Raw genomic sequence first — 16036 nt, 5'->3', positions numbered from 1 at the left:
CGTAGCGCCAACATCTCTCACCCCCTACACGAGCTCAGCGACGCCTACGGCGCCGAGTTAGGAGCACTCCGATGAGCGACATCCTCGAGTACGCAGACCAGTTCTTCAACGCCGTCTCGAGCGGTGACATCGACGCGGTGGCAGGCTTCTACCGCGACGACGTGACCGTCTGGCACAACTTCGACAACCTCGACCAGTCCCGAGAGGACAACCTCGCGACCCTCGCGGGGATCTCCGGCCGTTACGACGCCTTCAGCTACGAGGACATCCGACACACCGCCCTCGAGGACGGATTCCTCCGCCAGCACGTCATCAAGGCCACCATCGGGGAGAAGACCGTGAACGTCCCGGCGGTCCTGCGCGTGTACGTCGAGGGCGGCAAGATCCACCGTATCGAGGAGTACTTCGACCGCGGCCAGCTCAACGTCGTCTTCAGCTGATCCGACCCGCGCCAACACCCACCGAGTCCGATCGCTACCGGGGATCACCTCGGCGTTCGAACTTAGCGATCGATAGCTCTTGACTATCCGAACACCCGGACCTACCGTCGAGCCGAGCAGTCGGCGAGACGGGCACCACACAGCAAGGGGAATGTGACATGACGAACACGAATACGGAATTCGAGCTGGGTGGCGTGTGCCACCTGGCGCTGGTGTGCCAGGACATGGAGCGCACCGTCGACTTCTACACCAATGTCCTGGGCATGAAGCTGTCCATGACGCTCTCTCTGCCCGGTGGCGGCCAGCACTTCTTCTTCGACATGGGAGGCGGACAGTTCATCGCGTTCTTCTGGTTCGCCGACGCCGCCCCGCACGCCCCCGGCATCGCGGCTCCCGCGGCAATCCCCGGTATCGGCAAGGAAATTGCGTCGGCCCACGGCTCGATGAACCACGTCTCGTTCAAGATCCCGCTCGACAAGTTCGATGAGTACAAGGCCAAGCTCGAGGCCAAGGGCGTGCAGACGGGACCGATGCTCAACCACGACATGTCCGAGCGTGGAATCAGCCTCCAGGAGAGCGACTCCACGTTCGTGCGCTCGATCTACTTCTTCGACCCGGACGGCATCCTGCTCGAGTTCGCAGCGTGGACCCGCGAGCTGCGAGAGGACGACGTCAAGCACGCGCCCCGGACCGCGGACGGCGGCCTCGGCGCCCCCGTCGGAGCAGCCAAGTGAGCGAGATGCTCGAGCTCGCAGACAAGATGTTCACCGCTCTCGAGCGGGGCGAGATCGCCGTCCTCGACGAGATCTATCACTCGGACGTGACGATCTGGCACAACTGGGACAACGCCGAGCAGTCCCGTGAGGACAACCTTCGCATCCTGTCGGGCATCCCCACCCGGTACGACGACTTCGGGTACGAGGAGCCGCGCTGCACCGTCCTCGAGGGCGGCTTCCTGCGCCAGCACGTCATCCGGGCGACTATCGGGGACAAGACCGTGAACGTCCCCACGATCTTCCGGGTGTTCGTCGACGGCGGCAAGGTCCGCCGCATCGAGGAATACCTGGACGCCGGCGAACTCCGCAAGGTCTTCGCCTGAGAGGACGCGTGATCAAGAGAAACAGCCCCGCCGATCGATTCGATCGACGGGGCTGTTTCCGTGTCCCACCTTGCTGCACAGGACGATTCGTTCCGTCACGAGCTCACAGGAAGAACGCGGCAACCTCGTCCACCGCCTGGGTCAGCGCGGCGGCGATCTCCTCGCGGGTCTCGCTGGACATCCGACTCTTCGGCATGGAGACGTTCAACGTATAGAGCGCCCCGCCGTACTCGCCGAGGGAGACCGCCACCGACGCGACCTCGTCCTCGGACTCCTCGTCGCTGGTGGCGAACCCGACCCGGCGTACCTCCGCGAGCTGGCTCAGCAGCACCGACCGCTTGGTGATCGAGTGCGAGGTCAGGCCCGTCAACTTCTCCTTGGGGTAGAGCTCACGCACCCCACGATCGTCCAACGTGGCGAGCAGAGCCTTGCCCGACGACGTGCAGTGCGCGGGCATGGTCATGCCCATGCGGGACCCCACACGCACTGCCCGAGCACTCTCGACCGAGTCCACGAAGGTCACCGTGTTCCCGTCGAGACGGGCCAGGTGAACCGTCTCGCCGAGGCTGGCCGAGAGCCGCTCGAGCACCGGATGCACTCGCGCGCGAACGTCGGTCTGGCGCAGGACCGCGAATGCTATCGTCGTCAGCGCCGGGCCCGGCTCGTAAGCCCGCGAGCCCTCGACCTGACGGACGAAGCCGCGGTACTGGAGCATCGCCAGCAGTCGGTGCGCAGTCGACGAGGCCACCGAGAGATACTCGCTCACCTCGGTCAGCCGGATGCTCCGACGATCGCCCAGGAGCAGCAGGATCCGAAGCGCGTTGTCGACAGACTCGATCGGGTACTGCGGACGATTCGGCGGTGCATCTTCCTTTGCAGTCACGCACGTAGGGTAGCGGCAGGGGTGCGCAGCACGTTCTTGGTGACCTTGCCCGAGGCGTTTCGCGGCAGCGCATCGACCACCACGAGGTCGGTCGGCAGCTTGTAGCGGGCCAGCCTCTCCCCGGCCCAGGTGCGCAACTCCCCGATGGTCAGATCCGCCGCGCCCGGCTTCAGCGCGACCACCGCGACCGGCGTCTCGCCCCACGTCTCGTGGGCCCTGCCGATCACGGCAACCTCGGCGATGTCGGGGTGGCCGGCCAGGGCATTCTCGACCTCGGCGCAGTAGATGTTCTCCCCGCCGGAGATGATCATGTCCTTCGCGCGGTCCACCACATAGATGAATCCCTCGTCGTCCATCCGCACCAGGTCACCGGAGTGGAACCAACCACCGGCGAACGCCTGTGCCGTCGCCTCCGGGTTGTTCCAGTACCCGGTCATGAGCCCCTGGCCGCGGTAGACGATCTCCCCGACCTCGCCGGGCTTCACATCCACCATGTCCGCATCGACGATGCGGGCCCAGACCCCGGGCACCGGGCGCCCGACGGAGCCGAGCTTGCGGCGCGAGTCCTTGGCCTCGAGCACGCACGTCACCGGGGACATCTCGGTCTGCCCGAAGAGCGCGAGGCTCGACGCGCCCGGCAGCACCTCGCCCATCCTGCGGAGGAGCGTGTCGCTGGCCGGCGCGGCGCCCCAGGAGCTGACACGGAGCCGGGAGAGGTCGCGCGGCGCCCGCTCCTGCTCGTCGCAGACCGCCTGCCACTGGGTGGGCACGAGAAACGTCGACGTGACCCCCTCGCGCTCCACGACGTCGAGGAGCGCACCCGCGTCGAAGGAGGCGCTGGGCATGACGACCATCGTGGCGCCCATCAGGATCGCCGGCGCCACCAGGCCGAGGGTGCCGATGTGGAACAGCGGCGCCGCGCAGAGGCTGACCTCGTCGTACATCTCGAAGCGGAACGCCATCACGTTCGTCGCCGCCTGCGCGGCCAGATTGCGATGCGTCAGCACGGCACCCTTGGGTCGACCGGTGGTGCCGGAGGTGTACATGATCAGCGCAGGCTCCGACTCCTCGGTCGCGGCGATCGAGGCGCCCGAACCGGAGTGGGCGGTCAGGACGTCGTACGGCGTTGCGCCGTCGGCACTCTCGTCGGCCCCCACACCGACCTGCACGACCAGGACCTGGCCCTCGGCCGCCGCGGACGCCGCGATTCCAGTGGCGCTCGTCTGCTCGTCCACGAAGAGAACGACGGAACCGCTGTTGTCGAGCGTGAACGCCACCTCGCCGACGCTCAGCCGGAAGTTGATCGGCACGGCAATCGCGCCGAGGCGGTTCGCGGCAATCATGATCTCGAAGTACTCGGCCTGGTTGCCCATCAGCAACGCAATCCGGTCCCCGCGACCGACGCCACGCTCGGCGAGTGCGGCGGAGACGGCCACCACCCGATGCTGGAGCTCGCCCCAGGTGATCCGACGGTCGCCGAAGACGATCGCAGTCAGGTCACCGCGCTCGAACGCATGCCGGGCAACCTGGTTGACCCAGTGTTGCTGTCGAGCGAGTTCCAGCTCTTCCAGCTCGCTACTCATCGTCACCACGACTCTTTGGGGAATCGCGCCGCGATCCAATCGCACATCACCTCGGCGACTCTCTCGCGGGCGCCTGCAGGTTCCTCGAAATAGTGATCGCCGGGCAGGTCCTTGCGCGACTTGTCCTCGCTCGCGATGGCGTTGAACAGCGCATCCGCGTCGCTCGGGAACACTCCCGAGTCACCGTCGGGGTTGATGACGAACGCCGGCACGGTGATCTTCTCCATGTGCATTTCCGCGCGGCATTGAGATTCTTCGAGGCTCCACATGTGCAGCCAGTTCCGCAGCGTGCTCCCGGCGCCGATGCCACGGTCACCGCGGTTCGCCACGGCGGTCGGGCCGCGGTAGCACTCGCCCGCAGGCCGACTGCTCGGCTCCAGCGTCGGGTCGACCATGCGCGGGTCCGCCCAGGTACGCGGAACACCGAAGTGCCGGTCGTAGTAGCCGGCAGCGGTGACCCGGGCGAGCTCCTCCCGGGCCCAGGCGGTGATCCGATGGTTGCGGGCAACCTGCGCGGCGCGGTACCGCTCGATGAACTCCTCGGAGTACGGCGGACCGTTCATGGGGTTGAACAGGTCGAGTTCGGGGTCGGTCAGAGTCGGATCGTTCTCGTCGACGACGGCTGCGTCCAGCCACGCGGTCAGCACATCGGGCCGGCCACCGTGCGCGGCGAGCGAGATGTAGGCGTCACCGGCGATGAGTTCATCGATGCCCACTGCGGGTTCCATGTCGCGGGCGGGGCGGATGCACGGCTCGACGGCTTGCGCCTGGTAGGCCGCCATCAGCGAGCCGCCCCCCGAATTACCCAGCAGGATAACCTTGTCTACGCCCGCATGCTCCTTCAGCCAGCGCACGCCCACGCCGATGTCGACCAGGGCCTGGTCGAGGTTGAAGAGCTCCTCGTAACCGCGGTATCGGGTGTTCCAGCCCAGGAATCCAACGCCGCGCTCCGCCATGAACTCGGCAATGTAGTGCTCGGAGAAGTCGATCTGGTAGTGCGTGGCGATCAGCGCGATGCGCGGCTTCTTGCCGGCCGGCGTGTAGTAGATGCCCTGGCACGGGTAGCCCCCGGCCCCCGCGCGCTTCGCACCGGGGGACTCGCTGCTGACAAATTCCTTGTGGACGCTGGGGCTCGTTGCGCCGGTCATGGTTAGACAACCTCGTATTCATTGAGACTTGCGAACTTCTTCAGGTGGGTGAACATCAAATCGACCCGCTCGAGGACGATGGGGTCGATAAGTTGGCCTTGCTCGTCAAAGTGATTGGGGGCAAAGCTGAGAAGAATCTCGGGCCCCGGCAACACCGGGGACCGCGAGAAGACGAAGGTGTGGCGCAGCTCGAACTGGCTCCGAGCCGTACCGAGCCGACCTGGTGTCGCCCCCATCAGCGCGACGGGCTTGCGCTCGAGGACAGAGCTTCCCAAAGGCAGTGAGAGCCAGTCGAGTGCGTTCTTCAGCACGCCGGGCACGCCACCGTTGTATTCCGGCGTAGCGATGATCACGGCATCGGCGGCCGCGACTTCCGCACGCAGCGCGTGGACGCTCTCAGCCTCGTTACCGATGTGATCCTCGTTGAACAGCGGGATGTCGCCCAGCCGCTCCGTGATCCGCAGATCGACGTCGGCCGGTGCCAGCTTCGCCGCCGCTTCCAGGAGCTTGCGATTCCACGAGTCGCGGCGGAGGCTGCCGGCGATTCCACAGACGACAAAACGATCATTACTCATCATGCAGCTCCCAGATATGCCGCGACGACTGCCTCGTCGCGGATGACCTCGGCAGGCTTGCCGAGGGCGATTCGTTGACCGAAGTTGAGGACACAGACGCGATTCGAGATGCCCATGACCATCTTCATGTCGTGCTCGACGAGCAGGATGGCCACGCCCAGGTCCCGGTTCACCTGCACGATGGTCTCCGTCATCTCGGCCGTCTCGTCGTGGTTCATGCCCGCGACGGGCGTGTCGGCCAGCTGCTCGATCTGCATCAGAGCCGCGACCTCGCGCGCCTTCTCTTTCGCGGCCTTCTCCTCGCGCGCAGAGCGGCCCAGCCAGAGCCTGTTCTCCAAGGCCCCCGCGCCCATCGCGTTGTGTCGCGAGAGCAACAGGTTGTCCAGTACCGTCATGGCCGGGAAGACCTCCAAGTTCTGGAACGTATCGAGAAGCTCACGCCATCAATTGCTTTCACCCCGGCGAAGCTCAGGGAGAGGTCCCCGACCTCCAACGGTTCGGCGCGCGTCTCAGACATGCTGGATCGCCCCTTCGGTCTCGATTCCCGTGGCCTGCGCTGCAGGCGCAGGCTCGGCTGCGTCCAGCGCCAACGCACCGAGGTGGACTCCCGCGATTTCCGCGTCACCGCGCAGCTCGGCTCGTCGAGCAGGAGCACCTTGGGCTGGGACAGCATCGCCCGCCCGATCGCCAGCATCCGCTGCTCGCCGCCCGAGAGACGCGCCCTGCCCTCCTTGTTGCTGTCGACGATCACGTCACGGACATCCTCGACGATTTTCGGCGCCAAACCGAGGCAATCGCGAGGACCGGAACCGCTTTCCTCAACATCTCCAGCACGCCCCCTTCGAGTTGTGACCTGCCCCACAACGAAAACGTCGTCTCGAGCATTGAACCCGTATGCACGCCCCACGTCAAGAGCTTCACTAGCGATCGCTAAGTGAAAACTGCACTCGCTTGACCTGGGCCGATGAACACACGTTTCTCTACACAGAGAATCCTTCTGCCGAATGCCCAGGTCCGGGACGCGCGGGCAGACCGACCGCGTCAGCGGCGACACCGAACTGGATCCGGCGATCGGGCCGAGAAGAAATGACGGCAACGAAATCGGACGAATCGACCGCGCGCCGCCCGAGGCGTCTAATCGAGCCGGGACACCTCGTGGCGCCATGCGGCACCCACATTGAGACCGGCACCCAGGTTCGGCAAGTCCGCCAGATCCTCGGCCCCGATCGGCTTCAGCGTGCCGCCCGCCGAGACGATCGACAACGACAGCGACGCGATCACGTCGACAGAGATGGCGCGAAGCACGGCCTCCTGCACCGACGTACCGGTGGACGTGAGACCGTGGCCGCGCATGAGCACCACCGGCCGATCGCCGAGGGAATCGGCTACGTCGTCGCCCAGGGCAGGGTTGTGAATCAAAGCGGCCCTGGGGAATACGGGAACTCCTCCGTGCGCAAGCACGGCTCCCGGGATGTCGTAGGCCCCGACGATGGGCAAGATGGGCAACCCTGCAAGATCGGCGGCCACGACATTGTGGGGGTGCGCGTGCACCACGGACGTGACGTCCGGGCGGCGCATGAGAATCCTGCTGTGCAAAGGCAACTCGTACGGCACGGTGTAGCCGCCGTCGAGCTCACCCACTGCGCCCGGCCCGCCGGTCATGTCTACCAGGCGAATGTCCTCGGCAGTGGTGTGCAGCAGCCCGCGCTCCTGCGGCCCACGGCAGCGGATCAGCATCCGCGACTCGTCGATCTGGAAGCTGATGTGCCCGAGGATGCCCGGCGCTAGTTGACGCGCGGCCAGCACCCGGCAGCCCTGCGCCACCAGCTCCCTCAACTCGTCGAGCTCGCCCGGCCTCATGCCTTCACCGCCGCCGCGGAGAGCTGCGAGTGCACCTCGGCTGCCGGACCGCCCGCCGCAATGGTGCGCCTGAGCTGAACCGACGCCTTGGGCCAATTCACCGTCAACCCGCCGCTGGCTCGACCGTCGGCGTCCTGCCAGACCGCGGCCAACCGGAAGGGATCCGACTGCTCCACGACGGCCGGACTGCCCTCGAGATTCCGCGTGCCGAAAAGCTGGATCTTCCAATCGTACTGGTCACTCCAGACGTAGGCGACCGGGTCGTGCGAGAGTGTCGAGTCCGGATGAGCAATGTTGTGGGCCACACAATTTGCCTGCTCCACGGCGTTGGTCCAGTGCTCCACGCGAGCTGCCTTCTCCTGCCGCGGCTGGTACCACCGGGCGATGTCGCCGACGGCGAAGATGCGCTCGGCGCCGGCCACACGGCCGTACTCGTCGCACTCCACGCCGTCCTCCAACGCCAGGCCCGAGGACTCCAGCCAGCGCGTGTTCAGCACCGCGCCGATACCTACGACGACAGCATCCACGAGGATCTTCGTGCCGTCGGAGAGTTCGGCCCACAAGCCACCGTCCACCTGCTCGAGGCTGGACACCGTCGCACCGAAGCGCGTGTCCACGCCGTTCGCGCGGTGCAGTTGCGAGAAGCGCTGTCCCAGATCGTCTCCGACCACCCGCGCCATAGGCGTGGGAGCAGGGTCGACGATCGTGACCTCGATGCCCTGCTTGCGGGCGAGCGAGGCCACCTCCGCACCGATGAACCCGGCGCCGACGACCAGCAGTCTGTTCGCGCCCCGCAGGCTCGCGCGCAGCGCGCGGGCGTCCGCGATGGTGCGGAGCACGTGCACGTCGGGACCGGTCCACGGCGACGGCCGCGCGGCCGCGCCGGTGGCGATGACCAGCTCCTCGTAGTCGAGAACAACCCCGCCGTCCAGCACCACTTGCTTGGCCTGCGGCCGTAATTCGACTGCGGCCTTGCCCAATACAAGCTCGATGCCGAGCTCGCTCGCCTCGTCCGCGGTCAGCAGCGGCACATGCGAGTCGACGTCGAGCGAGGTCTTGGAAAGCGGGGGCTTGTCGTACGGCAGCTCGGACTCGGCCTCGACCACCGTCACCTTGCCGGCATAGCCCTCATTGCGCAGCGCGCGGGCCGTGCGGATGCCACCCACCGAGCCGCCGACGATGAGGACTCCGCCGCTCACTCGTCCTCCAACCACAGGGCGGCGGCCGGGCAGCTCTTCGCCGCGGTCTCGACCCGCTGGCGGTCCGACTCGTCGACCCGGGTCTTGAGCAGCACCACCAGACCATCGTCGTCCATGTCGTAGACGTCGTCCGCCGCGACCACGCAATTCGCGTAGCCCTGGCACAATTCGAGGTTCGCCTTGAGAATTGCCATGTGAGATTCTTCCTTCAGTAGGTCGCGCGTAACACGCGCCTTTAGACTTTGATTCCCATCCCGCCATCGGAGTGGACGACGCGGCCGGAGATGCCGCGCGACCGATCAGAGGCGAGGAATACGTAGCTCCACGCGTGGTCGAGGCCGTCGAGCGCGACGCCCAGCGGGTTGCGGCCCGCGAGCTCCTTCGCCCGGTCCGGGCCGTCGAGCCGGTTCTCCGTCAGGCCCAGCGTCGCGAGCCCGCTCAGGTCGGTGCCCAGGGTGCCGCCGGGGGCGACGCCGTTGACACGAATATCCGGCGCCAGCTCGTACCCGAGGGTGGTGACGAGCCCGCGCACCGCGAATTTCGATGCGACATACAGTGTTCCACCGCGGCCCGGGTAGTACGCCGACGTCGACTCGGTGAGCACGATGGAGCCACCGGACTCACGCAGCGCAGGCGTCGCGGCCTTGACGCTGTGCAAGTGCGACTTGACGTTGACGGCAAACATCTCGTCGAACGCCTGGTCCAGCATGTCGGCGTCGATGCTCTCGAGCTTGCGGTAGAAGTCGAAGACCCCGACGCAGTTCACCAGAATGTCCAGGCCGCCAAAGCGATCCACGACCGCAGCGACCGCAGCCTGGTTCGCGGCCGCCTTGGTGGCGTCACCCTGCACAACCTCGACCTCGGGGTGCTCTGCGGCGAGGGCATCACACTTGGCCGCGTCGAGCTCGAGCACACCGACGCTGGCACCCTCGGCGAGGAAGGCGTCCACCACGCCGCGCCCGATGCCGGAGCCGGCCCCGACGATGAGCGCACGCTTACCGTCGAGCCAGCCGGTCACGAGGCGTCCTCGGCGTCGATGAGCGACTGGAACGGCTTCCCGACCATCGCGGACAGCGTCGTCTCGTTCTGCCATGTCAGCGCTTCGAGCTCGAGAGCGTCGAGGGTGATCCACTGGCCGGTCTTCGGCGACTCGATGAGCAGCCGCACACCGTTGCGCGTGTGGACCTTCGAGATCCGCATGTCGGCGAACTCGTTCGCGATGACGATGGTCTCGCCGTCGCGCTGGTCCTGCAGGACCCCGAGCCGCGAGTTGGCCCGGGCCGCCGCGGCGGCGTCCTCGGCCTCACCCTCCCAGGCGAGCTTCACAGGAACACCGCCAGGTTCTGCATACGCAGCACGGACTCGTCGGCGGCGATGTGCCGACGGGCGAGCCGCCAGACGCCGTCCTCGAGCCGGAGCAGGTCGACGCGACCGACCGAGAGCAGCGAGGGCTCCAGCACGTCGCCGCGGCTGCGGAACAGCAGGACGGCCGACTCCACCACGAGCTCGTCGTCGTTCTCCGTCGCGAAGGTGCGGACGTTGGACAGGTGGTGGCGCAGGCGCGAGGGGGGATCCTCGGCCCAGGCGTGGCCGGTGTCGAAGCGCGCGACGCGGCGGCTCAGTGAGTACTTGTCCTCGTCGAAGTGGGCCATGTCCTTGGCCGTGTCGTAGCCGGTGCCCAGCGCCGTGGTGACGCGGATCGGCATGAAGTAGTGGATGTCCTCGGCGAGGGTGTCCAACCAGGCGTCGTAGTCCTGCTGGTCCAGGAGGTAGGACTCCTCGACCAGCCAGCGATGCGCCGTCAGGTGCCGCGGATCGTCGAACGCCAGCGAGGCGCCCACGGCCGTCGTCTTCGACGCGGCCTGGCCCAGCGGGGAGCTGGCGGAGTCGATGGGGATGTAGGTGCTCATGGTTACGCCTCCGACTTCTCGCTGCTGCACTGCGCCGCGGTCTCGCTGCTGCACTCGCCGTCGACCTGCGGGGCGCCGACGTGGATGTTGGCCGGCACGGGCGCCGGCTTCTCGAGGTAGTCGGCCCACTCGTTGAGCAGGTGACGCTGGTTGTACTCGCCGTAGCCGACATGCGCGACGCCGGGACCACAGAACTCGTCCTCGGTCAGGGGCGCGACGACGGGGCTGTCGTCGTGCAGCATGCCCATGCGGCCGTTGAGCAGCAGGCGGCGGGCCATGGAGCCGCCGGCAGTGTTGGTCAGCGAGACCCAGTTCTCGACGTCGTCCTGCTCGAACATGCCGCTGGAGCCGAAGCACATCAGGTACGCCTTGTAGGAGAGCTTCTTGAACTCCTCAGGAGCTTCCTTGTCGACGACGAACCAGGACAGAACCTCGGTCTCGTCGGCGCTGATCGGCTGCCACTGGCGGATCGAGATGAAGGGCAGGACATCGTCGCCCTCGGCGACCTTCGGCCAGTTGTGGACCAGGCTGATGTTCGGGAAGACCGAGGCAGCCGAGATCATGAAGCCGTCGCGTCCGATGACGTCGATCTGCTCCTGGGACCACTGCTCCTTCATCCGCTCGACCATCTCGTCGGGATAGCCGACGTAGTTCATCTTCTCTTCGAAGGTGCCCGGGGGGAGCTTGTACGTGGTGCCGCCGCCCTTGCCGGCCCAGTACGTGTTGCCGTCCTTGCGCTTCTCCGCCTTCGGCTCACGGAACAGGCCGATCTCCACGACGCTCGTGTGCGTCTGCGGCGTGTGGTACATGTCGCCGGCGAAGTTCTCGGCACCGATCTTCCAGTTGGCCTTGACCCGCCAACGCTGCGGTCCGCGAACCTCGACGCCGCTGGCGCTCTGCTTGGTGTAGTAATCCAGGTAGAACTTGAAGTCGCCGAGGAAATCCTCGAGCGGCTCGGCGTCCGGGTCCATCGACACGAAGATCAGACCGTTGTAGATGCCCAGCTTCGGGGCGGGCAGCAGTCGCTGACCCTTACGCGCGAAGCCTTCCTCGCCGCCGTAGGCCTCCTTGTGGAACGGCATGCCGACGATGCGGCCGTCGTTCTTGTACGACCAACCGTGGTACGGGCAGCGGAAGTGTGAGGCGTTGCCCTGCTCGGCGCGGCAGACCTGCATGCCGCGGTGCAGGCACATGTTGAACATCGCGTGGATCTCGCCGGACTGGTCACGGCTGACGATGAACGAGTTGTCCATGACACGGCGCACGACGTAGTCGCCGATCTGCGGCAGCTCCGACTCGTGGGCGACGAACATCCACGCCCGACTGAACAAGCGTTCCTTCTCGGCCTCGAAGACCTCGGAATCGTTGTAGATGTGTGCAGGGAGCATGCCCCGCCGGACGTTGGCGAGGACGTCGGCCGCGTCACGCATGGGACCTCACTTCAAAGGGTTCGATGTTTCTGTATTACAGAAAGAGATTCTGCATGGCGATGTTGGGTGAGTCAACCACTTCTCGGCGGCGAGCCGTGAGCGCCGGAACGGAAAGGGGTCCCGGACCGTCGGGACGTGCAGAAACACAACGACCTCCGGTCGTCCGCGAAATGGTTCGCGGACGACCGGAGGTCGTCAGGCATTCAGCCGATCGGAGTCCGTGCAGGCAAAGACGATTGCCGAAGAACCCCCCAGGCAACCGACTGCGTCAACGCCGCCCCGGGTCCGCGCGCAGCCTCGCGCCGACCGGGGACGGAATCACTTGGCCAGCAGGCCCTTCGCGATGTGGGTCACCTGGATCTCGTTGGAGCCGGCGTAGATCATGAGCGACTTGGCGTCACGCGCGAGCTGCTCCACCTTGTACTCGGCCATGTAGCCGTTGCCGCCGAACAGCTGGACGGCCTCCATCGCGACCTCGGTCGCGGCACGCGACGAGTACAGCTTCATCGCCGACGCCTCGGCGAGCGTGACCTTGTTGCCGGCGGCGGTGCGCTCGATCGCGTTGAACACCATGTTCTGCACGTTGAGGCGCGCGACCTCCATCTCGGCCAGCTTGAGCTGGATGAGCTGGAACTGGGCGATCTCCTTGCCCCACAGCTTGCGGTTCTTGGCGTAGTCGATGCACAGCCGCTGGCACTCGTTGATGATGCCGAGGGCGAGCGACGCGATGCCGATGCGCTCGGCCGCGAACGACTCCTTCGCGCTCTCCTTGCCGTCACCCTTGGCCGGGTTCTCGGTCTCGCCGAGCAGCCGGTCCTTGGTGATGCGCACGTTGTCGAAGAAGAGCTCACCGGTGGGCGAGGAGTTCATGCCCATCTTCTTGAACGGCGCGCTCTGGGTGAAGCCCTCCATGCCCTTGTCGAGGACGAAACCGAGCACCTTGCGGTCGCGGCGGTCGACCGACGGATCGCCCTCGTCGAGCTTGGCGTAGACGATCGTGACGTCGGCGTAGGGGCCATTGGTGATGAACGTCTTCTGCCCGTTGAGGATGTAGTCCTCCCCGTCGCGGCGGACGTAGGACTTCATGCCGCCGAAGGCGTCCGAGCCGGAGTCGGGCTCGGTGATGGCCCAGGCGCCCACCTTCTCCATCGTGACCAGCCCGGGCATCCAGCGCTTCTTCTGCGCCAGCGTGCCGCGGCTGCGCAGGGTGCCGACGGTCAGGCCCAGGCTCACACCCATCGACGCGACCAGACCCAGGCTCACGCCCGCGAGCTCGCTGTTCAGGATGACGCCCATGCTGCCGGCGCCACTGAAGCCGCCGGACTTCTCGCCCGACTCGGGGAGCGTCTCGCCGCGCTCCTTGGCCTCCTCCTTCGCGAAGGCCTTCTCCAGGGCCTCGCTGGCCATCTCGTCCATACCGAAGGTGGCGTACATCTTGCGGATGATCTCGAACGGGGGAAGCTCACCGCTCTCGAGCTTGTCGACGTGCGGCTTGATCTCCTTGTCGATGAAGCCGCGAAGGGCATCGCGGAACATCAGGTCGGTGTCGGACCACTCGTACATGTCGTGAACTCCAGTCGGTGCGATCGAGGTGGCGGCCAGCGGAACAGGCCGGGCGGCCGCGTGGCGACCATCACATCCACACATATAGAACGCGTTCTCATTTGTCCACTCCGGGCGACTCGATCACATTTAGTTAGTGCACGACTTAATCGTGTATGATTCATTTCCATGACCGCGACCACCGCAGATCAGGACATCGACTGGGGCGACGCCGACCCCCTGGCCCTCGACCGCCAGGTGTGCTTCGCACTCGCGGTGGCCAACCGCGCGGTCCTTGCGGTCTACCGCCCTCTCCTCGAGCCCATGGGACTGACGCACCCGCAGTACCTCGTGATGCTCGCGCTGTGGGGGGACGCGCCGATGTCGGTGAAGGAGATCGGGCAGGCCCTCCAACTCGACTCGCCCACCCTGTCGCCGCTCCTCAAGCGACTCGAGTCGAGCGGGCTGATCACCCGAACCCGGAGCAGTTCCGACGAACGCCAGTTGATCGTCGAGCTGACCGACGCCGGAAAGGCCCTGCGCACCCAGGCCGAACGCATTCCCGGTGCCGTCGTCCAGCGCCTCGGCGTCAGCCTCGCCGAGCTCGAAGAACTCCACGCCGTCCTCACCCGCGTCAACGCCGCCGCCCTGCGCGCCGGCGCCCTGCACGAGTGAACCGCCCCTCCAGACAGGTACAGGTATCCAGGACATGACCAGCAACAAGAAAGTCCACCGCCGCCCCAATCCCCTGCAGTGGATCGGGTACTCCTGCGGCCGCAAGCTCCCCGACTCGATGCAGGACTGGGTCCGCAACGACCTCGTCGGCGACTGGGCGGTGCCCCGGCACATGATCCGCAGCATGGTGCCATTCCTTCCCATCTTCGCCGCGTTCTTCCTGTTCCCCGGCCCGCTGTGGCTGCGCGGCTCGATGGTCCTCCTGGGTGTGTTCCTCGCGCTGTTCTTCGCGGCCGCCTACATGGAGCAGAACCGGCGCCGCCGGCTCGAGAAGCACGGACTGTCGCCGGACCTCGAGAACCCGAAGAAGGTGGCCCGCTACAACGCCGAGAAGGCCGCGTACGAGAAGGCGCACCCGCACACGATCTAGGACGGTCGGATCACTGGGCCCCGCCCGGCTCCCAGCCCCGGGCCCGGCGCGCGTCCAGTGCCGAACCGAGCGTCATGATGCCCTCGTAGCGGCTCGGATCGACGCCCGCAAGATCGCGGATCCGACCGAGTCGGTTGTTCACCGTGTTGGGGTGGACGTCGAGTGCTCGCGCCGTCCGCCCGCGGTCGAGGTCGTGATGCAGGTACGCGTCGAGGGTCTCGACCAGTTCCGGATGCGGATCGAGCGGCAGCAACCAGTCGGCCAGGTACTGCCGGCCCTCCGTCGGCCGGGACAACTGGAACGGCAACGCCAGATCCTTGAGCTGATACACCGCGGGTTCACGGCCGAGCCGACGCGCCAGCACCAGCAGCTCGCCGGCGAGCCGTTCCGAATCCGCGATTCGAGCACGGGTGACCGGTTCCGTCACGGCCGCGGTCACCGGCGCGTCGACCGCGGCCGAGAACGACTCGACCAGGACCACCGCGCGGCGATACCAGTCGATGTCGCCACCGACCTTGTGCGGCACCAACAGGGTGCCGCCGTCCTGCTCGAGTACGCCCAGGACCGGCGGTGGACCCTGCCGTTCGAGAACTCGCGCCATCCGAGCCTGCGCCGACCATTGCGAGGCCGGATCACGTTGCGTGTCAACATAAGACAGCGCGAGGACCGAGTACTCGTCGGCCAGCTCGATACCGCACCAGCGCGCGGTCGGGTCGGCATCCTGCCCGGCCATCAACAGCCGCGCCAGCAACTCCTTGGACGGCTTCTCGTCCCCGTCCAGCGCCACCCGCTCGCTCTCGTAGGATTCGACCACCGCGCTCGTGATGGTCTCCTGCAGCCGTAGGACGGCCGAGGCGATCTCCACCACCCCGGCGGCGCGCTCGCCCGCCGCGGCCGCGCGACATTCGTCGTGGAGCGTGCGGCCGAATCGATGCCAGTTGTGGAGCACCGCAGTCAAAGACGCACCGTCCGCCGCCGCCTGCACGGCACCCTCGCGGATCGGACGCAACTCTTCCTCGGTGAATGTTCGGTACTCCCGAATCGCCCGAGATGCGACTTCAAAGTACCGGCGGGTGCTGTGCCGCAACAGTTCCGGATGCGGCGCGACGGGCACACCCCGCCTGCCCTCGTGAACCGGGATCTTTCGCCCGTGGGCCAGCGAGTCGAACCTGGCGTCGAGCCGGTCCAGGATCGCGATCACCGCGGCGCTGGCCTCCGGACGGTGCCGGTCGTCTTCCGACGGCATGGGCCGAACGATACGC

General features: G+C 66.6%; 19 protein-coding genes and 1 pseudogene. 5 read left to right on the top strand and 15 right to left on the bottom strand.

Annotated elements, in window-relative coordinates:
• Positions 1–71: 71 nt before the first annotated feature.
• The 3 genes from ABI214_RS16570 to ABI214_RS16560 all read left to right on the top strand — a co-directional run bounded on the left by ABI214_RS16570 (position 72) and on the right by ABI214_RS16560 (position 1539).
• Entirely contained in the window at positions 72–440 is a 369-nt protein-coding gene (locus tag ABI214_RS16570) for a nuclear transport factor 2 family protein (protein WP_348603611.1), read from the top strand.
• Between the two features lie 158 nt (positions 441–598).
• A complete protein-coding gene (locus ABI214_RS16565) occupies positions 599–1174 on the top strand; it encodes a VOC family protein (protein ID WP_348603610.1) in 576 nt (191 codons plus the stop codon).
• The gene (locus ABI214_RS16560) at positions 1171–1539 is read left to right on the top strand and encodes a nuclear transport factor 2 family protein (RefSeq protein ID WP_348603609.1); all 369 of its coding nucleotides are present in this window, start codon (positions 1171–1173) and stop codon (positions 1537–1539) included. The genes ABI214_RS16565 and ABI214_RS16560 overlap by 4 nt, the downstream gene beginning before the upstream one ends.
• Before the next feature lie 103 nt (positions 1540–1642).
• Here the strand turns inward: ABI214_RS16560 and ABI214_RS16555 are convergent, their stop codons facing one another.
• The 14 genes and pseudogenes from ABI214_RS16555 to ABI214_RS16490 all read right to left on the bottom strand — a co-directional run bounded on the left by ABI214_RS16555 (position 1643) and on the right by ABI214_RS16490 (position 13690).
• Positions 1643–2422, bottom strand: a complete 780-nt coding sequence (locus tag ABI214_RS16555) for an IclR family transcriptional regulator (protein WP_348603608.1) — start codon at positions 2420–2422, stop codon at positions 1643–1645.
• Positions 2419–4005, bottom strand: coding sequence for a long-chain-fatty-acid--CoA ligase (locus tag ABI214_RS16550; protein WP_348603607.1), 1587 nt, complete (start codon positions 4003–4005; stop codon positions 2419–2421). The genes ABI214_RS16555 and ABI214_RS16550 overlap by 4 nt, the downstream gene beginning before the upstream one ends.
• A gap of 2 nt (positions 4006–4007) precedes the next feature.
• Entirely contained in the window at positions 4008–5153 is a 1146-nt protein-coding gene (locus tag ABI214_RS16545) for an alpha/beta hydrolase (protein ID WP_348603606.1), read from the bottom strand.
• A gap of 2 nt (positions 5154–5155) precedes the next feature.
• Complete coding sequence (locus tag ABI214_RS16540; protein ID WP_348603605.1) at positions 5156–5731, bottom strand: NADPH-dependent FMN reductase; 576 nt, start codon at positions 5729–5731, stop codon at positions 5156–5158.
• Positions 5728–6123: a hypothetical protein gene (locus tag ABI214_RS16535; RefSeq protein ID WP_348603604.1), complete on the bottom strand. Its 396-nt coding sequence runs from the start codon at positions 6121–6123 to the stop codon at positions 5728–5730. Before ABI214_RS16535 ends, ABI214_RS16540 begins: the two co-directional genes overlap by 4 nt.
• Positions 6124–6359: 236 nt before the next feature.
• Positions 6360–6446: pseudogene (locus tag ABI214_RS16530) on the bottom strand (ATP-binding cassette domain-containing protein); the annotation flags it as partial.
• Positions 6447–6862: 416 nt separating this feature from the next.
• Positions 6863–7588 (bottom strand): class II aldolase/adducin family protein, encoded by a 726-nt coding sequence (locus ABI214_RS16525; protein WP_348603603.1) that lies wholly within the window; start codon positions 7586–7588, stop codon positions 6863–6865.
• Positions 7585–8787: an NAD(P)/FAD-dependent oxidoreductase gene (locus ABI214_RS16520; RefSeq protein WP_348603602.1), complete on the bottom strand. Its 1203-nt coding sequence runs from the start codon at positions 8785–8787 to the stop codon at positions 7585–7587. Before ABI214_RS16520 ends, ABI214_RS16525 begins: the two co-directional genes overlap by 4 nt.
• On the bottom strand, positions 8784–8981 hold the full coding sequence (locus ABI214_RS16515; RefSeq protein WP_348603601.1) for a ferredoxin: 198 nt from the start codon (positions 8979–8981) through the stop codon (positions 8784–8786). Before ABI214_RS16515 ends, ABI214_RS16520 begins: the two co-directional genes overlap by 4 nt.
• 41 nt (positions 8982–9022) lie before the next feature.
• Positions 9023–9805, bottom strand: a complete 783-nt coding sequence (gene hcaB / locus ABI214_RS16510) for a 3-(cis-5,6-dihydroxycyclohexa-1,3-dien-1-yl)propanoate dehydrogenase (protein WP_348603600.1) — start codon at positions 9803–9805, stop codon at positions 9023–9025.
• The gene (locus ABI214_RS16505) at positions 9802–10113 is read right to left on the bottom strand and encodes a hypothetical protein (protein ID WP_348603599.1); all 312 of its coding nucleotides are present in this window, start codon (positions 10111–10113) and stop codon (positions 9802–9804) included. The genes hcaB and ABI214_RS16505 overlap by 4 nt, the downstream gene beginning before the upstream one ends.
• Positions 10110–10697 carry a 3-phenylpropionate/cinnamic acid dioxygenase subunit beta gene (locus ABI214_RS16500; protein WP_348603598.1) on the bottom strand — a complete coding sequence of 196 codons (588 nt, stop codon included), beginning with the start codon at positions 10695–10697 and terminating at the stop codon, positions 10110–10112. Before ABI214_RS16500 ends, ABI214_RS16505 begins: the two co-directional genes overlap by 4 nt.
• 2 nt (positions 10698–10699) lie before the next feature.
• Positions 10700–12127, bottom strand: a complete 1428-nt coding sequence (locus tag ABI214_RS16495; protein WP_348603597.1) for an aromatic ring-hydroxylating oxygenase subunit alpha — start codon at positions 12125–12127, stop codon at positions 10700–10702.
• 318 nt (positions 12128–12445) lie between these two features.
• Positions 12446–13690 carry an acyl-CoA dehydrogenase family protein gene (locus tag ABI214_RS16490; protein WP_348603596.1) on the bottom strand — a complete coding sequence of 415 codons (1245 nt, stop codon included), beginning with the start codon at positions 13688–13690 and terminating at the stop codon, positions 12446–12448.
• A 168-nt stretch (positions 13691–13858) separates the two neighbouring features.
• On the opposite strand from ABI214_RS16490, the gene ABI214_RS16485 reads away from it, so the two are divergent.
• Positions 13859–14344 carry a MarR family winged helix-turn-helix transcriptional regulator gene (locus ABI214_RS16485; RefSeq protein ID WP_348603595.1) on the top strand — a complete coding sequence of 162 codons (486 nt, stop codon included), beginning with the start codon at positions 13859–13861 and terminating at the stop codon, positions 14342–14344.
• Positions 14345–14378: 34 nt separating this feature from the next.
• On the top strand, positions 14379–14774 hold the full coding sequence (locus ABI214_RS16480; protein ID WP_348603594.1) for a DUF5313 family protein: 396 nt from the start codon (positions 14379–14381) through the stop codon (positions 14772–14774).
• A 10-nt stretch (positions 14775–14784) separates the two neighbouring features.
• Here ABI214_RS16480 and ABI214_RS16475 read toward each other — a convergent pair whose 3' ends face one another.
• The gene (locus tag ABI214_RS16475) at positions 14785–16020 is read right to left on the bottom strand and encodes a PucR family transcriptional regulator (protein ID WP_348603593.1); all 1236 of its coding nucleotides are present in this window, start codon (positions 16018–16020) and stop codon (positions 14785–14787) included.
• Positions 16021–16036 lie beyond the last annotated feature (16 nt).

Origin of the sequence: Prescottella soli (assembly GCF_040024445.1) — a bacterium.
In the GTDB taxonomy this organism is placed as follows: Bacteria; Actinomycetota; Actinomycetes; order Mycobacteriales; family Mycobacteriaceae; genus Prescottella; species Prescottella soli.
This window is presented reverse-complemented; position numbering and strand designations above follow the sequence as displayed.

Excerpts from the sequence above, each read along its gene's own strand:
- ABI214_RS16570 (WP_348603611.1), top strand. The coding sequence starts at position 72 with ATGAGCGACATCCTCGAGTACGCAGACCAGTTCTTCAACGCCGTCTCG.
- ABI214_RS16565 (WP_348603610.1), top strand. The coding sequence starts at position 599 with ATGACGAACACGAATACGGAATTCGAGCTGGGTGGCGTGTGCCACCTG.
- ABI214_RS16550 (WP_348603607.1), bottom strand. The coding sequence starts at position 4,005 with ATGAGTAGCGAGCTGGAAGAGCTGGAACTCGCTCGACAGCAACACTGG.
- ABI214_RS16545 (WP_348603606.1), bottom strand. The coding sequence starts at position 5,153 with ATGACCGGCGCAACGAGCCCCAGCGTCCACAAGGAATTTGTCAGCAGC.
- ABI214_RS16540 (WP_348603605.1), bottom strand. The coding sequence starts at position 5,731 with ATGATGAGTAATGATCGTTTTGTCGTCTGTGGAATCGCCGGCAGCCTC.
- ABI214_RS16535 (WP_348603604.1), bottom strand. The coding sequence starts at position 6,123 with ATGACGGTACTGGACAACCTGTTGCTCTCGCGACACAACGCGATGGGC.
- ABI214_RS16525 (WP_348603603.1), bottom strand. The coding sequence starts at position 7,588 with ATGAGGCCGGGCGAGCTCGACGAGTTGAGGGAGCTGGTGGCGCAGGGC.
- ABI214_RS16515 (WP_348603601.1), bottom strand. The coding sequence starts at position 8,981 with ATGGCAATTCTCAAGGCGAACCTCGAATTGTGCCAGGGCTACGCGAAT.
- ABI214_RS16500 (WP_348603598.1), bottom strand. The coding sequence starts at position 10,697 with ATGAGCACCTACATCCCCATCGACTCCGCCAGCTCCCCGCTGGGCCAG.
- ABI214_RS16495 (WP_348603597.1), bottom strand. The coding sequence starts at position 12,127 with ATGCGTGACGCGGCCGACGTCCTCGCCAACGTCCGGCGGGGCATGCTC.
- ABI214_RS16490 (WP_348603596.1), bottom strand. The coding sequence starts at position 13,690 with ATGTACGAGTGGTCCGACACCGACCTGATGTTCCGCGATGCCCTTCGC.
- ABI214_RS16485 (WP_348603595.1), top strand. The coding sequence starts at position 13,859 with ATGACCGCGACCACCGCAGATCAGGACATCGACTGGGGCGACGCCGAC.
- ABI214_RS16480 (WP_348603594.1), top strand. The coding sequence starts at position 14,379 with ATGACCAGCAACAAGAAAGTCCACCGCCGCCCCAATCCCCTGCAGTGG.
- ABI214_RS16475 (WP_348603593.1), bottom strand. The coding sequence starts at position 16,020 with ATGCCGTCGGAAGACGACCGGCACCGTCCGGAGGCCAGCGCCGCGGTG.